This window comes from Falsibacillus albus, from assembly GCF_003668575.1.
Classification (GTDB): domain Bacteria; phylum Bacillota; class Bacilli; order Bacillales; family DSM-25281; genus Falsibacillus; species Falsibacillus albus.
Window position 1 is genome coordinate 1 of record NZ_RCVZ01000031.1, and the last position, 15912, is coordinate 15912.

Annotated in this window: 18 protein-coding genes and 1 pseudogene; 16 read left to right on the top strand and 3 right to left on the bottom strand. The window is 39.5% G+C overall.

What is annotated here, in order from left to right; translation table 11 throughout:
• Nucleotides 1-119: 119 nt before the first annotated feature.
• The 4 genes from D9X91_RS21895 (at nt 120) to D9X91_RS23085 (ending at nt 1343) form a co-directional block, all read left to right on the top strand.
• A complete protein-coding gene (locus D9X91_RS21895) occupies nt 120-374 on the top strand; it encodes a hypothetical protein (RefSeq protein ID WP_121682787.1) in 255 nt (84 codons plus the stop codon).
• A 116-nt stretch (nt 375-490) separates the two neighbouring features.
• The gene (locus D9X91_RS21900) at nt 491-976 is read left to right on the top strand and encodes a hypothetical protein (RefSeq protein WP_121682788.1); all 486 of its coding nucleotides are present in this window, start codon (nt 491-493) and stop codon (nt 974-976) included.
• A complete protein-coding gene (locus tag D9X91_RS21905) occupies nt 976-1224 on the top strand; it encodes a hypothetical protein (RefSeq protein ID WP_121682789.1) in 249 nt (82 codons plus the stop codon). Before D9X91_RS21900 ends, D9X91_RS21905 begins: the two co-directional genes overlap by 1 nt.
• Nucleotides 1221-1343, top strand: coding sequence for a hypothetical protein (locus D9X91_RS23085; RefSeq protein ID WP_267900827.1), 123 nt, complete (start codon nt 1221-1223; stop codon nt 1341-1343). Before D9X91_RS21905 ends, D9X91_RS23085 begins: the two co-directional genes overlap by 4 nt.
• Nucleotides 1344-1359: 16 nt before the next feature.
• Here D9X91_RS23085 and D9X91_RS23160 read toward each other — a convergent pair whose 3' ends face one another.
• On the bottom strand, nt 1360-1422 hold the full coding sequence (locus tag D9X91_RS23160) for a hypothetical protein (RefSeq protein WP_407644214.1): 63 nt from the start codon (nt 1420-1422) through the stop codon (nt 1360-1362).
• The gene (locus D9X91_RS21915) at nt 1406-1672 is read right to left on the bottom strand and encodes a hypothetical protein (protein WP_121682791.1); all 267 of its coding nucleotides are present in this window, start codon (nt 1670-1672) and stop codon (nt 1406-1408) included. The genes D9X91_RS23160 and D9X91_RS21915 overlap by 17 nt, the downstream gene beginning before the upstream one ends.
• A gap of 397 nt (nt 1673-2069) precedes the next feature.
• On the opposite strand from D9X91_RS21915, the gene D9X91_RS21925 reads away from it, so the two are divergent.
• The 11 genes from D9X91_RS21925 (at nt 2070) to D9X91_RS21975 (ending at nt 13558) form a co-directional block, all read left to right on the top strand.
• A complete protein-coding gene (locus tag D9X91_RS21925; RefSeq protein WP_121682793.1) occupies nt 2070-2618 on the top strand; it encodes a hypothetical protein in 549 nt (182 codons plus the stop codon).
• Between the two features lie 6 nt (nt 2619-2624).
• Entirely contained in the window at nt 2625-2870 is a 246-nt protein-coding gene (locus D9X91_RS21930) for an ABC-three component system middle component 6 (RefSeq protein WP_121682794.1), read from the top strand.
• A complete protein-coding gene (locus tag D9X91_RS21935; RefSeq protein WP_121682795.1) occupies nt 2842-4509 on the top strand; it encodes a hypothetical protein in 1668 nt (555 codons plus the stop codon). Before D9X91_RS21930 ends, D9X91_RS21935 begins: the two co-directional genes overlap by 29 nt.
• Before the next feature lie 55 nt (nt 4510-4564).
• Nucleotides 4565-4963: a hypothetical protein gene (locus tag D9X91_RS21940; protein WP_121682796.1), complete on the top strand. Its 399-nt coding sequence runs from the start codon at nt 4565-4567 to the stop codon at nt 4961-4963.
• Between the two features lie 403 nt (nt 4964-5366).
• Nucleotides 5367-6398, top strand: a complete 1032-nt coding sequence (locus tag D9X91_RS21945) for a LacI family DNA-binding transcriptional regulator (protein ID WP_121682797.1) — start codon at nt 5367-5369, stop codon at nt 6396-6398.
• Between the two features lie 98 nt (nt 6399-6496).
• Nucleotides 6497-8158: an ABC transporter substrate-binding protein gene (locus D9X91_RS21950; RefSeq protein ID WP_121682798.1), complete on the top strand. Its 1662-nt coding sequence runs from the start codon at nt 6497-6499 to the stop codon at nt 8156-8158.
• Between the two features lie 75 nt (nt 8159-8233).
• Nucleotides 8234-9226, top strand: a complete 993-nt coding sequence (locus tag D9X91_RS21955) for an ABC transporter permease (protein WP_121682799.1) — start codon at nt 8234-8236, stop codon at nt 9224-9226.
• Nucleotides 9223-10164: an ABC transporter permease gene (locus D9X91_RS21960; RefSeq protein WP_121682800.1), complete on the top strand. Its 942-nt coding sequence runs from the start codon at nt 9223-9225 to the stop codon at nt 10162-10164. The genes D9X91_RS21955 and D9X91_RS21960 overlap by 4 nt, the downstream gene beginning before the upstream one ends.
• Entirely contained in the window at nt 10139-11119 is a 981-nt protein-coding gene (locus tag D9X91_RS21965) for an ABC transporter ATP-binding protein (protein ID WP_121682801.1), read from the top strand. The genes D9X91_RS21960 and D9X91_RS21965 overlap by 26 nt, the downstream gene beginning before the upstream one ends.
• Before the next feature lie 12 nt (nt 11120-11131).
• Nucleotides 11132-12112 carry an ABC transporter ATP-binding protein gene (locus tag D9X91_RS21970; RefSeq protein WP_233569891.1) on the top strand — a complete coding sequence of 327 codons (981 nt, stop codon included), beginning with the start codon at nt 11132-11134 and terminating at the stop codon, nt 12110-12112.
• A 54-nt stretch (nt 12113-12166) separates the two neighbouring features.
• Nucleotides 12167-13558, top strand: coding sequence for a GH1 family beta-glucosidase (locus tag D9X91_RS21975; RefSeq protein WP_121682803.1), 1392 nt, complete (start codon nt 12167-12169; stop codon nt 13556-13558).
• Between the two features lie 36 nt (nt 13559-13594).
• On the opposite strand, the gene D9X91_RS21980 is transcribed toward D9X91_RS21975, so the two are convergent.
• Entirely contained in the window at nt 13595-14989 is a 1395-nt protein-coding gene (locus D9X91_RS21980) for a VWA domain-containing protein (RefSeq protein WP_121682804.1), read from the bottom strand.
• A 168-nt stretch (nt 14990-15157) separates the two neighbouring features.
• Between D9X91_RS21980 and D9X91_RS21985 the strand changes: the two are divergent.
• Nucleotides 15158-15912, top strand: a pseudogene (locus D9X91_RS21985) (hypothetical protein); the annotation flags it as partial.

Consider the following 15912-nt stretch of genomic DNA (forward strand, 5'->3'; position numbering starts at 1 on the left):
CGCGGTGAATTATTGAAGTAAATGAAAATAAAAATGGCTGTCGAGAGTTTCTCGACAGCCTGACTATAACATCAGTTATAGTTCTCTTATTTAACTTCAAAGAGAGAGGATGATAACAAATGAAAGTGGAAGAAGTAAACATGAAGATGAGTACTGAAGATAAGCTACACGTACTTCAAGAGTTACGTGAGGATATCGGAGAAGCTGCATTCAGACGAGCAGTAGCAGCAGTAGAGACTAAACATATCCTTGAATTGATGTACTACAAAGGCAAGAGAATCGAGAGAACAGAGTTATGTAATCGAGTGAATCTTACTCTATGGGGATTTGGTTGTGAACCAATGTCATATAGTTGGTTCCGAGCGTGGTTGTAGTATCGCCTACTTTTCATACAAAAAAGCATATACCACCTGATATTACGGTGGGAGATCCGTTTTTACAGCCGTTACCGTTTGAATCAGTCCATGTCAAATGAAAGAAGGAGATAAATATGAATAAAAAGATCATTGGAACTCATACTGACAGCAATGTTACTCGAGCAAAACAGAAACAAGAGCTAGCTGAAGAATTTAAAAAGAATCTTCCTCAAACTGACTTTACTGATTTGCCAATAGGAGTCCGGTTGCACAATGAATTGATGTACAAGGTTTTGCTCAAAGAACTCGAACAACTAGGCGCTTCACACTTGATCGGATTAGATAAGTTTGCATTAATTGAGCTTTCAAATACTCTTCACCATTTGAACAGATTTGAAAATATGCTGGTTGATGAAGAACTCGATCTTACTCAAGAAATAAAAATTCTTCAGCAAAGAAATACTTTAACTCAAACTGTAGACAGACAAATGAAAAAATTAATGTTGGACCCAGCTAGTCGAAGAGAATTAATTGAGGTGGTTAACAATGACATTTCTAATATCAAACTTGATGATGAAGATGAGAATTTTATCAACAGTTTAATGGCAGGTGTTAACTGATGTTTGAAAAGGAACAAGAACTTATCAGCAAGGCAAAGACTTTGGGCCAGAAGGATGCTCTACAAGTCATGATTAAGAATCCTGAAATACTGGACCCATTAGTCTACACCTTGTTTGCTATCGTTGCTGGAGTTGATAAAATTCTTCCTCATGACAAATACTGCCTACTGTTGAAGAAGAAAGCAATTAAGACGAGCAATAAGAAACTAATACAGATGGTTCAAGAATTTGAGGGAGTAATAAAATGATACGACAATGGATTTTTATAATTGAAAGAAAGTTGATTACAGTACACGAAAGCAATTACACATCAGCAGAAGCACTAGCAAATAAAATCTTCAAAGAATTGAAGAATACACAGGAATGATAACAGTTCTAATCAATTAATTTTGATTGGGACTGTTCCTGTTTTCTATTTGTTTAAGGTCCTTAGCTTTGATCTCCACGAACTGATTTAATTCCTTCAAATTCCTTCAACTTTTCCAAGCCTTCATTAGCACTTTTTGCAGCATTTATGATTTTGAAAAGACGCTTTTCTAGCAAAGATAACTTTTTGTTGGTATATTCTTTAAAATTATTTAGCTCATTTAAAGCTTCTTGCTGTTGTAAAAATAATTCTTCCAACATGATTTCTATATATGATATTTGTACAATCTTAGGTATTTCGTCTAACAATTCTTGATCACTATCATTCATCGTTAACACCCCTTTATCGAAAGTATATATACATCATATATTTTAATCCTTTAGCATCAGGAGGCACACTGTTTTTTTGAAATCAAAGGTCTACTGGAATATCTTTTAACAATTACTAAATACTTTTGTTATTTTAAGATTAATAATATCTAATATGGTAAAATATAACTTAATAAATAAATAGTGTAGGTGAAATTATGGAAACAACATCAATTATTTTAAGTATCATTGCCTCAATCGGAACAATAATCTCCCTTTTATTGAATTTTAAATTGAAAAAAGACTTAGATACACTAAGACAACAAATATCAGGTGATAGAAATATTCAATCAAAGGGAGATAACGTGATAAATAACACCGGGGATAGTAGTACAATTCAGCGCTAGGAAGTGTTAATATGGTCGGTAACAGACGAAATATCGATAGTAACGGTGATCATACCATAAACAGTACAGGTGATGGAGCTACATTTGAAATTAACCATTATGCCGGTCAAAATAAGATCTTAAACAGAACTTATCTGTTTGATTTTTGCGTTCAATTCTCCGAACTTGAAGATGCTTCAGAAGATTATGATACAGAGCTCACTTCTGACTTTGAAGGTAAGATGGATTATAATGAAATTGATTTGTATAAGGAAATTTTTTTTGAATGTGATCATTATCTAGATGATGTTGAATCAATACTTGAAGGAATTCCGCGTAGAGAAAGAATACTCAAAAAAATAAATACTAAGTATAAAAAACTGAAAAGATTTAGCCAGTGGGAAAACAAAGATGAAATCTGTGAAGGTGTTTACCAATATTTATTTGAAACAATTGAAAACGATAATAAATCCAAAGATATGTATCTTGAGGATGCAGAATTAGCAATTCATGCCTTAATGTATTACGCATTCACTAAGTGTAAATTGTTAGATCCAATTCCAAAAGCAGCTGTAAGGTGAACTAATATGCTAATAGACAAGGACTCAAAACCTGAAGAAACAATATTATATTTATCTGCTCAGATACTCCTTAAAATAAAAAAACTCGAAAGGATAAAATTAGCTCTAATTGAGAATTTATATGAGGAAATTGACGAAAAACAACCTTATTTCAAATATAATCTTGCTTTGAATTTTTTATATTTGATTGATAAATTGAAAATAGAAGGGGGGGACTTAGTCTATGTACCTAAAAAGAATGAGGATGAATGAAGGCGTTGGGGAAGAGAAAGAAATTAGAAATGTACCATTTAAAGCGGGAATAAATATTATAGTAGATGAAACTGGGGATACTGATAATTCTCAAGGGAACAATGTTGGTAAAACTACATTTTTAAAGTTAATTGATATTTGTTTTGGCGCTAAGGATAAAAAATATATCTGGACTGATAATGATACTGGTAGTGAAACTACATCATTAAAAAATTATATTAATGATAAAAAGGTATATGTAGAATTAGAAATCATAAAAGGAACATTAATATATTCTCTAAAAGTGGAACTTTTTGAACGGGGAAAAAGATATATTAATGGCGAACATTTTACCTATGATAATTATGTTGATAGGTTAAATGAACTCATTTTTAACATTGAAAAACCTCCTTCTTTTAGACAGTTAATTGGAAAATTTATAAGAATTAAGCAAAAAGAAGATACCAATACTTTTTTAAAGTACCTACATCAAAATACAACTAATGCAGAATATAAGAACATTTATGATTTCTTATTTAAACTTTCCTCTCATGAAGACAGTGAAAGAAAGCTAAAACTTCATAAAGAGATTGAGCAAATAAAGAAAGATATAAGTCAACTTATAAAAATTCACAAATTCTCTAATATTGATGATTTGAGGGAAAGAATAAGGATAGTTCAAAATTCAGTTCGAGAACTAGAGCAAAAAGTAAAGTCTATGATTTATGTAGAGGATTATGAGAAAAATCTAGAAAGAATTTCTAGTATAAAAGAACTGATCAATACTATTAATGACTCCATCGCTTCGCTGTTGTTTAAACGAGCGAAAATAACGAATATACTAGGTAAAGAAGAAAGAGAAGAAGTCACCTTTGATGAATCAGTTTTATTAGAGTTTTATAAAGATGTAGAACGGTCGTTAGGCAGTATATCTAAGGATTTTAATGAACTAGTTGAGTTCAACAAAAGTATCAGGCAAAACAAAATAAAATATTATAAAAATCGGTTGGAGAAAGTTGATATTGATTTAGAAAAAATGGAAAGAGCTCGAGCATCTATTGTAAGAGAAAATAAGAATATTATAAGTATAATAGAAGAGGGTAATTTTAAGGAATTTGAAAATGTGCATAAACAATTAATTGAACAAAGTGAGCAGCTAGGGTTATTATCTAAAATACAAGACCTTTACAATGATTTAATTGATCAATTAGTGGAAAAAAGTGAGAAATACGAAGCAATGAATGGAAACTCTGAATCATTTGATAACTTATCTAATTTCAATGAGTACTTAACCAACTATAGTAATGAAATATTTGGACAGCGCTTGTATTTAACACGTGAGAACTCATTTCCATTGAAATTATCTAATGTTGATGAGGGGCTAGGTACTGGGTATCGGAAAACTATTACATTACTTTTGGATATAGCATATGTCTCCTTTCTAAAAGAACTAGACTTAGAATACCCTAAGTTCTTTGTACATGATGTCTTGGAAACAGTAGATGAACACAATCTCAGCAAAATAGTTGAGTTTATTAATGAAAATGACAGTCAATTTGTTTTTGCAATGCTAAATGAAAAGATAAAAGATTATTCATTTATCGATGAAGACGATAAGATATTGCGACTATCGAAAGATAACAAGCTTTTTAAAATCTAATAATTAGTTTTACATTTTTGATCACCATGATATAGAAGTATCGAGGTGATTTTTTATGCTGCCAACTAAAAAACAGCTTGTACAACATTTATCGGATAAAATGACTAATCAAGACATATCTAACATTTACAATGTAAGCTTTCAGAAAATACAACAACTTATAAAAAATCATGGTCTTAGTCAAAAAGAGCTTAGGAAAGAAAATTTATTTATCGTATATGAACATTGGTTAGATGGGGAAGTCGTATATGTAGGTAGTGGAGTATGGTATAGATGCAGAAGATATACTAATAGAAGAAACTCAGATCATAGGCAGCTAATGAAGGACGGTAAAATTAAATATAAGTTTGTAAGGGAATTTGATAGAGAAGAAGAAGCAAGATCATTTGAATTTATGTTAATTAGGCATTATAAACAAATTGGGCAAGCGAAATTTAATAAACAAACTAGATAAAAACTTGACTGTTTTAAAGACCAAAGGCATAATAGTCAGTAATCGTGTTAACTGATAATATACCAAAGTCCGACATTAGTTGGTACATTTGGTTCTATAAGCATTTTAGTATTTTAGGGGACTCAAAATCGTGTTCCTACGGGAGTGCCGGTTCGACCCCGGCCACCGGTATCAAATAAAAAGGATTGTGAGCTTAGTCAGGTTGACTGGGCTCACAATCCTTTTTTACTATTGATCCGATAATAAATCTATTAAACTACTCCCTTTTTATTTTTTAAACGAATGAGTTTTTCTCTAAAAAATTTTTAGAAATTTTGGAATTATTTTATATGAAACCCTTTACAAATAGAAAATTCTGATAAATAATATAGTCAACGTAACCGGTTTCGAAGGAGTTTAGACAATGCTGACAATCTATGATATTGCTAAGAAAGCAGGTGTTTCTGCGGCGACTGTTTCTAAAGTTTTGAATGGGCGGTCTGATGTAGGGAAGAACACCATAGAGAATGTGAAACGAATTATCGAGGAATTGGGGTATCAGCCCAACTCCATTGCCAGAGGGCTGGCGACAAAGAAGTCCAAAACAGTGGGCGTCTTTTTCCAAGACCACTTGAACACTGGGTTTCGGCATCATTTTTTGCAAGATATTTTAGCAAGTTTTAAGGATGTGATAGGGGAATACGGTTATGATTTGATGTTCTTTGCTAATAATCATCCAGAAAATCAAGTGGAAACATTTGAAGCGCGGGCAAAAAATCGGAATGTTGATGGGTTATTCTTGTTAGGTGTACCACGGACTGATCCGAACCTTATCGGAATTGCCAAAAGCTCTATTCCATGTATGTCAATCGATTTAGATTTAATTGGGAAAAACGCAAATTATTTATGTTCAGACAATATCGGCGGGGCAATGATGGCCATTGATTTTCTGGTGGAGATGGGCCATTCCAAAATTGCTTTCATCTCTGATGTTTTTGTCACTAAGCCTGGTTCCGATCGTTTGACAGGTTTTAAAATGGCAATGGAAAAGCACAAGCTGCCGATAGTAGATAATTGGATCATTCCGAGTGATTTTTCTGAAAATGGCGGGTATCATTCAGTAAAAAAACTGCTTGTAAGCGATGAGCTGCCTTCAGCAATATTTTGTGCAGGAGATATGATGGCAATAGGAGCGATGGATGCCATTCGTGAAGCTGGGATGAAAATCGGTGAGGATATATCAGTCATCGGCTTTGACGATATTACCCTGCTTAAATATGTCACTCCACGGTTGACCACGATTAGACAAAAGAAAGAAACAATGGGGCAGATGGCTGCAAAGGAATTGTTCAAGCTCATGAATGATTCGGATTACTCTACATCTCCGCTTATGATTGAAACAGAATTGGTGATCCGGGATACTGTGGCAAATATAAATTCCTCATCCTTTAAGTAGTCAATGATTTTATAGGAGGTGGTGAAAAACAAAAGGATTTTCTGTAATCATTTTTACGCTTTTACGAAACCGCTTTCGAAAAAATAGGAGGAACGTAAATGAAGAATAAAAGAATATTACCATTAATGCTTATGATCTTTCTTGCTTTTACTTTAGTCCTTTCAGCGTGTACAGATAAAGAAACTTCTTCAGAGACTGGGAAATCGACTTCCAAAAGTGCAAAACCTTTAGTCATTGGTTTGTCGCCTGCAGGTCAATGGCAAGAAAATTTCAACCCATTTTCAAGCACGGCCATGGGTGGGACAAACGGATTGATTTTCCAGCCTCTTTATTATTTTGATCCTGTCAGCGGTAAAGATAATCCAATGCTCGCAACCCAGTTTGAGTGGACAAATGACAATAAAACACTGGTTGCCACTCTCCGTGATAATGTGAAGTGGTCTGATGGCGAAGCCTTTACTGCAGACGATGTGGTATTCACATTTGATTTGCTTAAAAAAGATCCTGCTGCAGATACATCTGGTATCTGGAAGGAAGTTACTTCTGTCGAGAAACAGGGGGATAATCAAGTTGCATTCAATTTTGATCAACCGAATGTCCCGTTCCAATCCTATGTCCTGGGAGTAGACATTGTTCCACAGCACATCTGGAAAGACCTCGGGGACCCATCCAAAGCTAAGATCACCCAAAAGCTTGCGATTGGTACAGGCCCTTATGTATTAGAGTCGTTTACACCACAGCTTTACAAAATGAAAGCGAATTCAAATTTCTACGATGGAGAATATGCGGTTAAAAATCTTGAATTCCCGGTATACAGTGGGAATGATAGTGAACAATTGGCGTTGACGAAAGGTGAGCTGGATTGGGCAGGGATTTTTATTCCTGATGCAGACAAAGTCTATGTCTCTGCAAATAAGGAGAATAACAAGTATTGGTTCCCTCCAAGCAACAACGTCACATTATATCCGAATCTGACAAATCCGCTTTTAAAAGATGTCAATGTTCGAAAGGCGATCAGTCTGGCAATCGATCGCAAGAAACTATCTGATCAGGCTGCTTCTGGATATGATCCATTGCCTAGCACAACGGCATTAATCCTTCCGAGAGACAAAGACTGGGTCGATCCAAGTATTCCCGAAGATAAATTGAAATTTGACTATAACAAAGATGCAGCCGTTAAGACCTTGGAAGATGCCGGCTATAAGAAGGACAAGGATGGAATCTTCGTATCGCCTGATGGAGAAAAATTGTCCTTTACATTGCAAACCGTTTCTGGATGGACCGACTGGGCAACAATGGCACAATTGATTTCACAAGAATTAAACAGTGTCGGGTTCGATGTTAAAGTACAGCAGCCTGATTATGCTGCATATGCCACAAATGTACAAGGCGGTAAATATGATTTGGCCATTTCCTGGACCAATTCTGGCCCAGATCCTTACAAGCAATACCAGGATATGTTGAATAGTCATGGGGGATGGAACTTGGAAAAATGGAATGATCCGGAGACGGATGCAGCATTGAAAAAATTCCAAGGAACTACTGATGAAGCAGTACAAAAAGAAGCGATCAATTACCTCCAAAATGTAATGGTTGAAAAAATGCCGACAATCCCATTAGTCAATGGACCGGTCTGGTATGAATATAGAACAGAAAATTATACAGGCTGGCCAACAGAAGGTGATCCATATGCCAACCCGGCTCCATTCAATTGGCCTGCACCAGCCATTGTCCTGTCAAAATTAAAACCAAATAACTAAAATTCGAACGTTAAAAAAAGGAAAAGGGTATCATGCCCTTTTCCTCATAATTTATTTGCAACAGGGGGGAAATAAATGCGCTACATTATGAACCGCCTCGGTTTTTTTGTCCTTTCATTATGGGCTGCTGTGACGATTAACTTTATTTTGCCGCGGATGATGCCAGGGAGTCCGGCCGATGCCATGTTTGCAAAGTTCCAAGGCCAGTTGACGCCAGCTGCATTAGAGGCGATGAAGAAGGCTTATGGGATAGGACAGTCCAGCCTGTGGCAGCAATACATTGATTATTTGCATGGTCTCCTCACATTTGATTGGGGGTTGTCATTCATGCAATACCCGACGCCAGTCAAGGACATGATTCAAGGCAGCATCCCTTGGACATTGGGATTGGTTGGGTTCTCAACTGTTCTTTCCGTTTTTATCGGCACCACATTGGGGGTTTATATCTCCTGGAAAAGAAGAGGATTTTTAGATAATACACTTCCAATCGTCTCGATGATCTTTCAAGCGATGCCTTACTTTTGGGTGGCTTTGTTATTCGTATTTATTTTCGGATTCAAGCTTAACTGGTTTCCGATGGCACACGGATACGATCCGTCACTGACACCTGGTTTTACCGGAAGTTACATAACCAGTATCATCAATCATGCATTTTTACCTGGAATTACGTTATTACTCGGTTCCTTAAGCGGTTGGATTGTCGGAATGCGCAACAATATGATGTATACACTTGGAGAAGATTACGTTACTTTTGCCGAGGCAAAGGGAGTGAGTACATCCAGGCTGATGTTTTCTTATGCAGCGCGGAATGCCATCTTGCCGCAATTGACCAGTTTTGCGATTGCCATCGGGAATGTGGTCAGCGGTTCCATTCTGACTGAACAGGTTTTCTCCTATCCGGGAATCGGCAACCAATTGACATCTGCTGTACAATCACAGGATTTTCCGATGATACAAGCGTCCTTTCTTTTGATCGCTGTTGCTGTCCTAGTGGCTAACCTGATTGTTGACTTGTTATACAGTCGATTGGATCCAAGGATTCGCACAGGAAGGGGAGTCGAAGGATGAAAGCTGAAATCACAACATCTTCGCAAATCAAAGTCAAGCAGACAAACAATATTTTAAGGGCATTCAAACCATTAAAGCTATTCTTTAGTAATGGAAAATCAGCAGCTGGTTTTATCATTTTTTCAATTTTTCTGTTCATAGCGGTCTTTGCTCCATGGATTGCACCTTATTCACCAAGTGCAGCTGTCTTTGATCCGAATTTATCACCGACTGCGGACCATTGGTTCGGAACGACAAACACAGGGCAGGATTTATACTCCCAATTTATTTATAGTGCGAGGAATACGATGGTTGTTGGTTTTGGCGCCGGTATTCTATCGACGATCATCGGTTTGATTTTCGGAGTTGTAGCAGGGTATAGGGGCGGATTGACCGACGCCATCCTTAGTTTCATCACAAATCTCTTCCTTGTGCTGCCTGGCCTGGCATTACTGATTGTGATCGGGGCTTATTTAAAAGCTTCTACTCCTTTTGTAAATGGACTGATTATTGCTTTGACCGGATGGGCCTGGGGAGCCAGGGTCTTTCGTTCCCAGACAATGACACTTGCCGGAAGGGACTTCATATCAGCTGCCAAAATGTCCGGAAAATCATCACTGGGCATTATGATTACTGAAATATGTCCGAATATGATGTCCATCATCGCAGGGAATATTATGTTTGCGACATTAGGCGCTATTTTAGCTGAATCTGGTTTAGCATTCTTAGGTTTTGAGGATATCAATTCAACCAGCTGGGGGACGATGCTTTATTGGGCGAGTTCCAACGCTGCACTCCTTAGAGGGGCGTGGTGGTGGTTTGTTCCGCCTGGCATCGGGATTGCATTGGTGGGACTTAGCCTCGTCCTGATGAACTTTGCGATTGATCAAATCACCAATCCACGCTTGAAGTCGCCAAGAAGGAGGAAGAATCATGGAAACAAACGTGCCCGTACTTGAACTTCAAAATGTATCAATTGCCTATGATTCCTCTGCTGGGATGGTTCATGCTGTCAATGATGTATCTCTCAAAATCTACGAAAATACGATTGTCGGGCTGATCGGTGAATCTGGATCAGGCAAGTCGACACTGGGAAACGCCATCATGCACTTATTAAAAAATAATGCCGTTCTTACATCAGGAACAATTAAAGTAATGGGTAAAGATGTATACAGCATGAGCAAAAATGACTTAAGGAAATTCCGCTGGAGTCAAATGTCCATGGTGTTTCAAAGTGCCATGAATGCCTTGAATCCTGTATTGACCATTGAGGAACAAATTTTAGACGTTTACCTTAGCCATGATAAACGCATGTCTAAGAAGGAAGCGAAAAAGAAAGCTATCGAATTGATGGATATCGTCAGTATCGACCCGAGATATTTAAAAAGCTATCCACATGAACTTTCAGGCGGAATGAGACAGAGGGTGGTCATTGCGATTGCCATTGCACTTGATCCAAAGCTTGTCATCATGGACGAGCCGACCACTGCATTGGATGTAGTTGTCCAGCGTTCGATCCTGGATAAGATAAAAGAAATACAAAGGGTCAAGAAGTATGCGATTTTATTCATCAGCCATGATTTCAGCCTGGTCTCTGAATTGGCCTCAAAAGTTGCCATCATGTATGCCGGGCGCTTTATTGAAGTGACAGACAGCAGCTCGCTCGATCAAGCTGACAGGCATCACCCATATACGCAAGGGCTTCTTAAAGCCATTCCACACTTGACTGCTGAAGATGTAACGATTGAGGGGATCCCGGGAAATCCACCGAATCTCGTCGATCTTCCGAGCGGCTGTGCCTACCACCCGCGGTGTCCGCACGCTTTCCATCTATGCAAGAAGGAAAGACCGGAAATCCGGGAAGTTGAAGGTAGAGATATTCAATGCCATCTTTATGAAACGGTTCAGAATTGAGGTGAAGGAATCTTGAAGCAGTCTGCATTAGTAGAAGTAGAAGATCTTGTCATTAAGTTTCCAGTTCGCGGGGAGCGGAAGAAGAAATATATCACACCTGTTGACAAGGTGAATCTTGAGATAAAAAAAGGCGAAGTACTTGCCTTAGTCGGAGAGTCCGGAAGTGGAAAAACGACCATTGGCCGGGCTCTGGTCCGATTGTTGAAACCAACTGAAGGCACAATCAATGTCCAAGGGAAAAAAGTACATTCATTAAAAGGAAAGGACTTGAACGAATATCGGAAAGTGGCTCAAATGATATTCCAAGATCCATTCGGTTCATTAAACCCAGTTAAAACGATTGAAAGCCATGTGAAATTTCCGTTAAGAAAGCACCAGGGCTATAAAGGAAAGGCATTGGATGAAAAAATATCCGATTTGCTTTTGCAAGTCGGATTGACGCCGGTCGAAGAAATCAGGAAGAAGCATCCCCATGAATTATCCGGCGGTCAGCGTCAGCGCCTGGCGATCGCCCGTGCCTTGGCCGTGAATCCACAATTTATCGTGGCAGATGAACCCACTTCCATGTTGGATGTATCCATACGAGCGGGAATTCTTCAATTAATGAACGACTTAAAGCGCGATCTTGGCCTGTCCTATTTATACATCACCCATGACTTGGCATCCGCTCGGTATTTTGGCGACCGAATCATGGTTTTATATGGCGGAAAGGTCATGGAAATTGCGGAATCAAAAGAATTGATTAAAAATCCGTTAAATCCATATACACGCTTGCTTTTAGCAGCGACTCCGGGCAGTGAATCCCAAATTGACCTTACGAATATGACGAATGATCCGCCGGACTTATCAGATGACAGAAAAGGCTGTCCGTTTGTTCATCGATGCCCATTGGCCACTGCTGTATGCAGGGAAACGATGCCGGCATTAAAACAGGCGGTGGAAGGTCATTTTGTCGCATGTCATCATTTAGAACAAAAGGAACAATGGAATTAGCAATGGCTGCTAACTTAGATGGCGAAAAAGGTATAAAAGAAAGGGTGAATGGAAATGAAGACATTTCCGGAATCATTTACTTGGGGTGCGGCAACGGCCTCTTATCAAATTGAAGGCGGTGCACATGCAGAAGGAAGAGGCGAATCCATCTGGGATCGTTTTGCCCGCCAGCCTGGGAAGGTTTATAAACAGCAAAATGGAGAAATCGCGTGTGATCATTTCCATCGGTACAAGGAAGATGTCCAATTAATGGCCGATCTTGGTATTCAATCCTACCGTTTCTCATTTGCTTGGCCGCGACTGTTTCCTCAAGAAGGAAGGTTCAATCCTGAGGGGCTTGAGTTTTATAAGCGCCTCTTGGATGAATTAGAAGCAAAAGGCATCACACCATCAGCCACCATTTATCATTGGGACCTGCCAACATGGCTTCAAGATAAGGGCGGCTGGACAAACCGGGAAACTGTCGAGCATTTTGTCACATTCGCTAAGGTATTGTTTGAGGAATTCGGTAGCCGCATCAACTCATGGATTACCCACAATGAACCGTGGTGCGCCGCATTCTTGGGATATGGATTCGGTGTCCATGCCCCCGGTCATACGGATTGGAATGAAGCGTTGATCGCATCGCACCACTTACTTTTATCCCACGGTAAAGTCGTAGAACTATACCGGTCCATGGGACTGAAAGGGGAAATCGGCATCACGCTCAATTTGTCCCCGGCAGTTCCTGCGACAGAATCTCCCGAAGATGCGGCTGCAGTCGAACGTTCTGACGGTTTTGCCAACAGGTGGTTTCTCGACCCGCTTTTTAAAGGGAGCTACCCTCAGGATATGCTGAGGCTGTATGAAAACAGATTTGGAATACTTAACTTTATAAAAGACGGGGATCTTGAAACAATATCCGTACAAAATGATTTCTTGGGGATCAACTATTACTCGCACAATATCGTTGGGGCGGATGACGAAAATGATGTACTCGGAGCCCGAAACATCAGTGAGACCGTTAACGTGACTGATATGGGTTGGGGAATCCACCCAGATTCCCTCTACCATCTGCTAACCCGCATTAAGATGGAATATACCGATATCCCTCTTTACATCACGGAAAATGGCGCTGCTTTTCCGGATCAAAAGGTTAATGGAAAAGTAGAAGATTATGAACGTATCAAATACCTTCATGATCATTTCGCAGCGGCACATCGATTCATTGAAGACGGTGGAAACTTACAGGGATATTATGTCTGGTCATTCCTGGACAATTATGAGTGGGCGTTTGGCTTCTCCAAACGGTTCGGCATCATCTATGTCGATTATGAAACCCTTGAGCGTACACCAAAAGAAAGCTATAAATGGTATCAAAAGGTGATCAAAAGCAATCAAATTGTGACCCGGAGAGACGGGAATAGAAAAAATGAACTTGGGGAAGTTTTTGAAGAAGCCCAATAAAGTACTTGAGGCCGACTGGTTCGGCCTCTTTTTCCGTTATATGCCTACCTGCTTTTCGATCACATGAAGTTTTTGATCGATATCATTGGATTCCGTTTTGATTTTTGTTCGTTTCTTTGTCACTAAATCATTTAGGTAATCCTTGATCTTTTTTTGCCTGGAATCGAGAATATTAATGATGGCAGACCGTTGATCGGAGTCGATGAGTTTTTCTTTTTGAAGTCTGTCCATCGCCGACAAGAAGCGATTTTCTTCCTGATTGGACATGGCCAGGTATTTGGAAGAGAAACTATTCATCGCATTGTAATGATCGACCGTCTTCCAGGTAGTGCTGCTGAAATTATGAACCGCCCACCATCTCCATGTGTTTTTATTGATGGCTTCCTTCCAGATATTTTCGATATTCGTGAGCTGCTGTTTTGTTTTGACTGAAGAGTATTCCCCGCCTCCAGCTTCAGCCACTTGTTTCAATTGTTGATCGGCTTTCGAATCGACGTCGAAGCCGATAATGTTTATTTTGACATTTGTTTGTTCCTGCTTTGCTTTTCTTGCGGCCGCAACCGGATCGCCGCCGCATGTTTCTATTCCATCACTCACCACGTAAATAAAGTTTTCCGTGTTTTCTCCCTGTTTGTCTGACAACTGGCGGTTCGCCATTTCGATACTGGCAGCTAAAGGAGTCCAACCGCTGGGATTGAACTTGGAAAGGGAATCGGAAAATTTCGCTTCATTAAATGACTGGAGCGGGTAGAAAGTATCAACTGCCTTACAGGACATTTCCTTGTCAGCATCACTGCCGGTGCCTTTGTAACCGAAAGCGATCAAAGAGACATGTACTGAATCGGGAAGCTCTTTGGCAAGGCGCTCAAGGCTCTTTTTAGCGAGTGCCATTTTACTCTCGCCGCCAACTTGTGCTTTCATGCTTCCGCTTGAATCAATTAGCAGCGCGACATTCACCTTTTTGTCCTGCTTTTTGGTGATTTCGTTCATTCCAACATCCTGAAGCAGGCGTCCATCCGGCAAGCGAAGTTTGTCATACACCACTTTATAGCTGCTAATATCCTCCGCACCACCCCGATAACCCGTTTCAAGGGAAGAAGTCATCGACTGTACCCATTTTTGTTTATCCCATTTCTTCGTTTCTTTTCTATCCAAGCTTTTCAAATAAGCATCAATTGCATCATCCGTTGCCTGTCTGTAATCATCAGGTGCTTTTGAGAAACTTTTCTCCCCTATGTATTTTTGATAAAGGTCCCCGGCATCTGCATTTACCAATTCCTTTGCGGACGCATCAGCTATCACAATCTCCTTATTGGTAGATTGCTCTGTTTGATGATTTTTTGGCTCATTCGTCTTGGCAGTTTGTTCTTGGCACCCTGCCAAAAATAAACTCGCTGCAGCTAAAAGAACAAATTGTTTGAATCGATTCATATCTATCTCCTTGTATATCCATTTTTTTACTGTATGTTTTCATACCCGATAGTAGTTTACATTAAACTAGCAGGATAGAGGAGGTCAATTATGAGAAGGAGTTATTAAAAGGAAATATAGAAATAAATCAGGGGATCTAAACCGAATGAAGGGAAATAGATTTAGAATGTGGGGCTCTTCAGTTGGTGGATTCCGATTGAAGGGAATCAGAACTTGGATCTGTTGCCCGTCAGCGAGAGGAATCTGGATATAGGGAATCAGAATGGGAATCTGATGCCCGTCAGTGGGCGAAATCGGAATAAAGGGAAACAGAACGGGAATCTGATGCCCGTCAGTGGGCGGAATCGGAATGAAGGGAATCAGAACTTGGATCTGATGCCCGTCAGCGAGTCGAATCGGAATAAAGGGAATCAGAAAGAGAATCTGATGCCCGTCAGCGAGAGGAATCGGAATAAAGGGAATCAGAAAGAGGATCTGATTCCCATCAGTGGGCGGAATCGGAATGAAGGGAATCAGAATGGGAATCTGATGCCCGTCAGCGAGAGGAATCGGAATAAAGGGAATCAGAAAGAGGATCTGATTCCCATCAGTGGGCGGAATCGGAATGAAGGGAATCAGAACGGGAATCTGATGCCCGTCAGCGAGAGGAATCTGGATAAAGGGAATCAGAATGGGAATCTGATGCCCGTCAGTGGGCGGAATCGGAATAAAGGGAAACAGAACGGGAATCTGATGCCCGTCAGTGGGCGAAATCGGAATGAAGGGAATCAGAACTTGGATCTGGTGCCCGTCAGCGAGAGGAATCCGAATAAAGGGAAACAGAAAGAGGATCTGATTCCCGTCAGTGGGCGGAATCGGAATGAAGGGAATCAGAACTTGGATCTGATGTCCGTCAGCGAGCGGAATCCGGATAAAGGGAATCA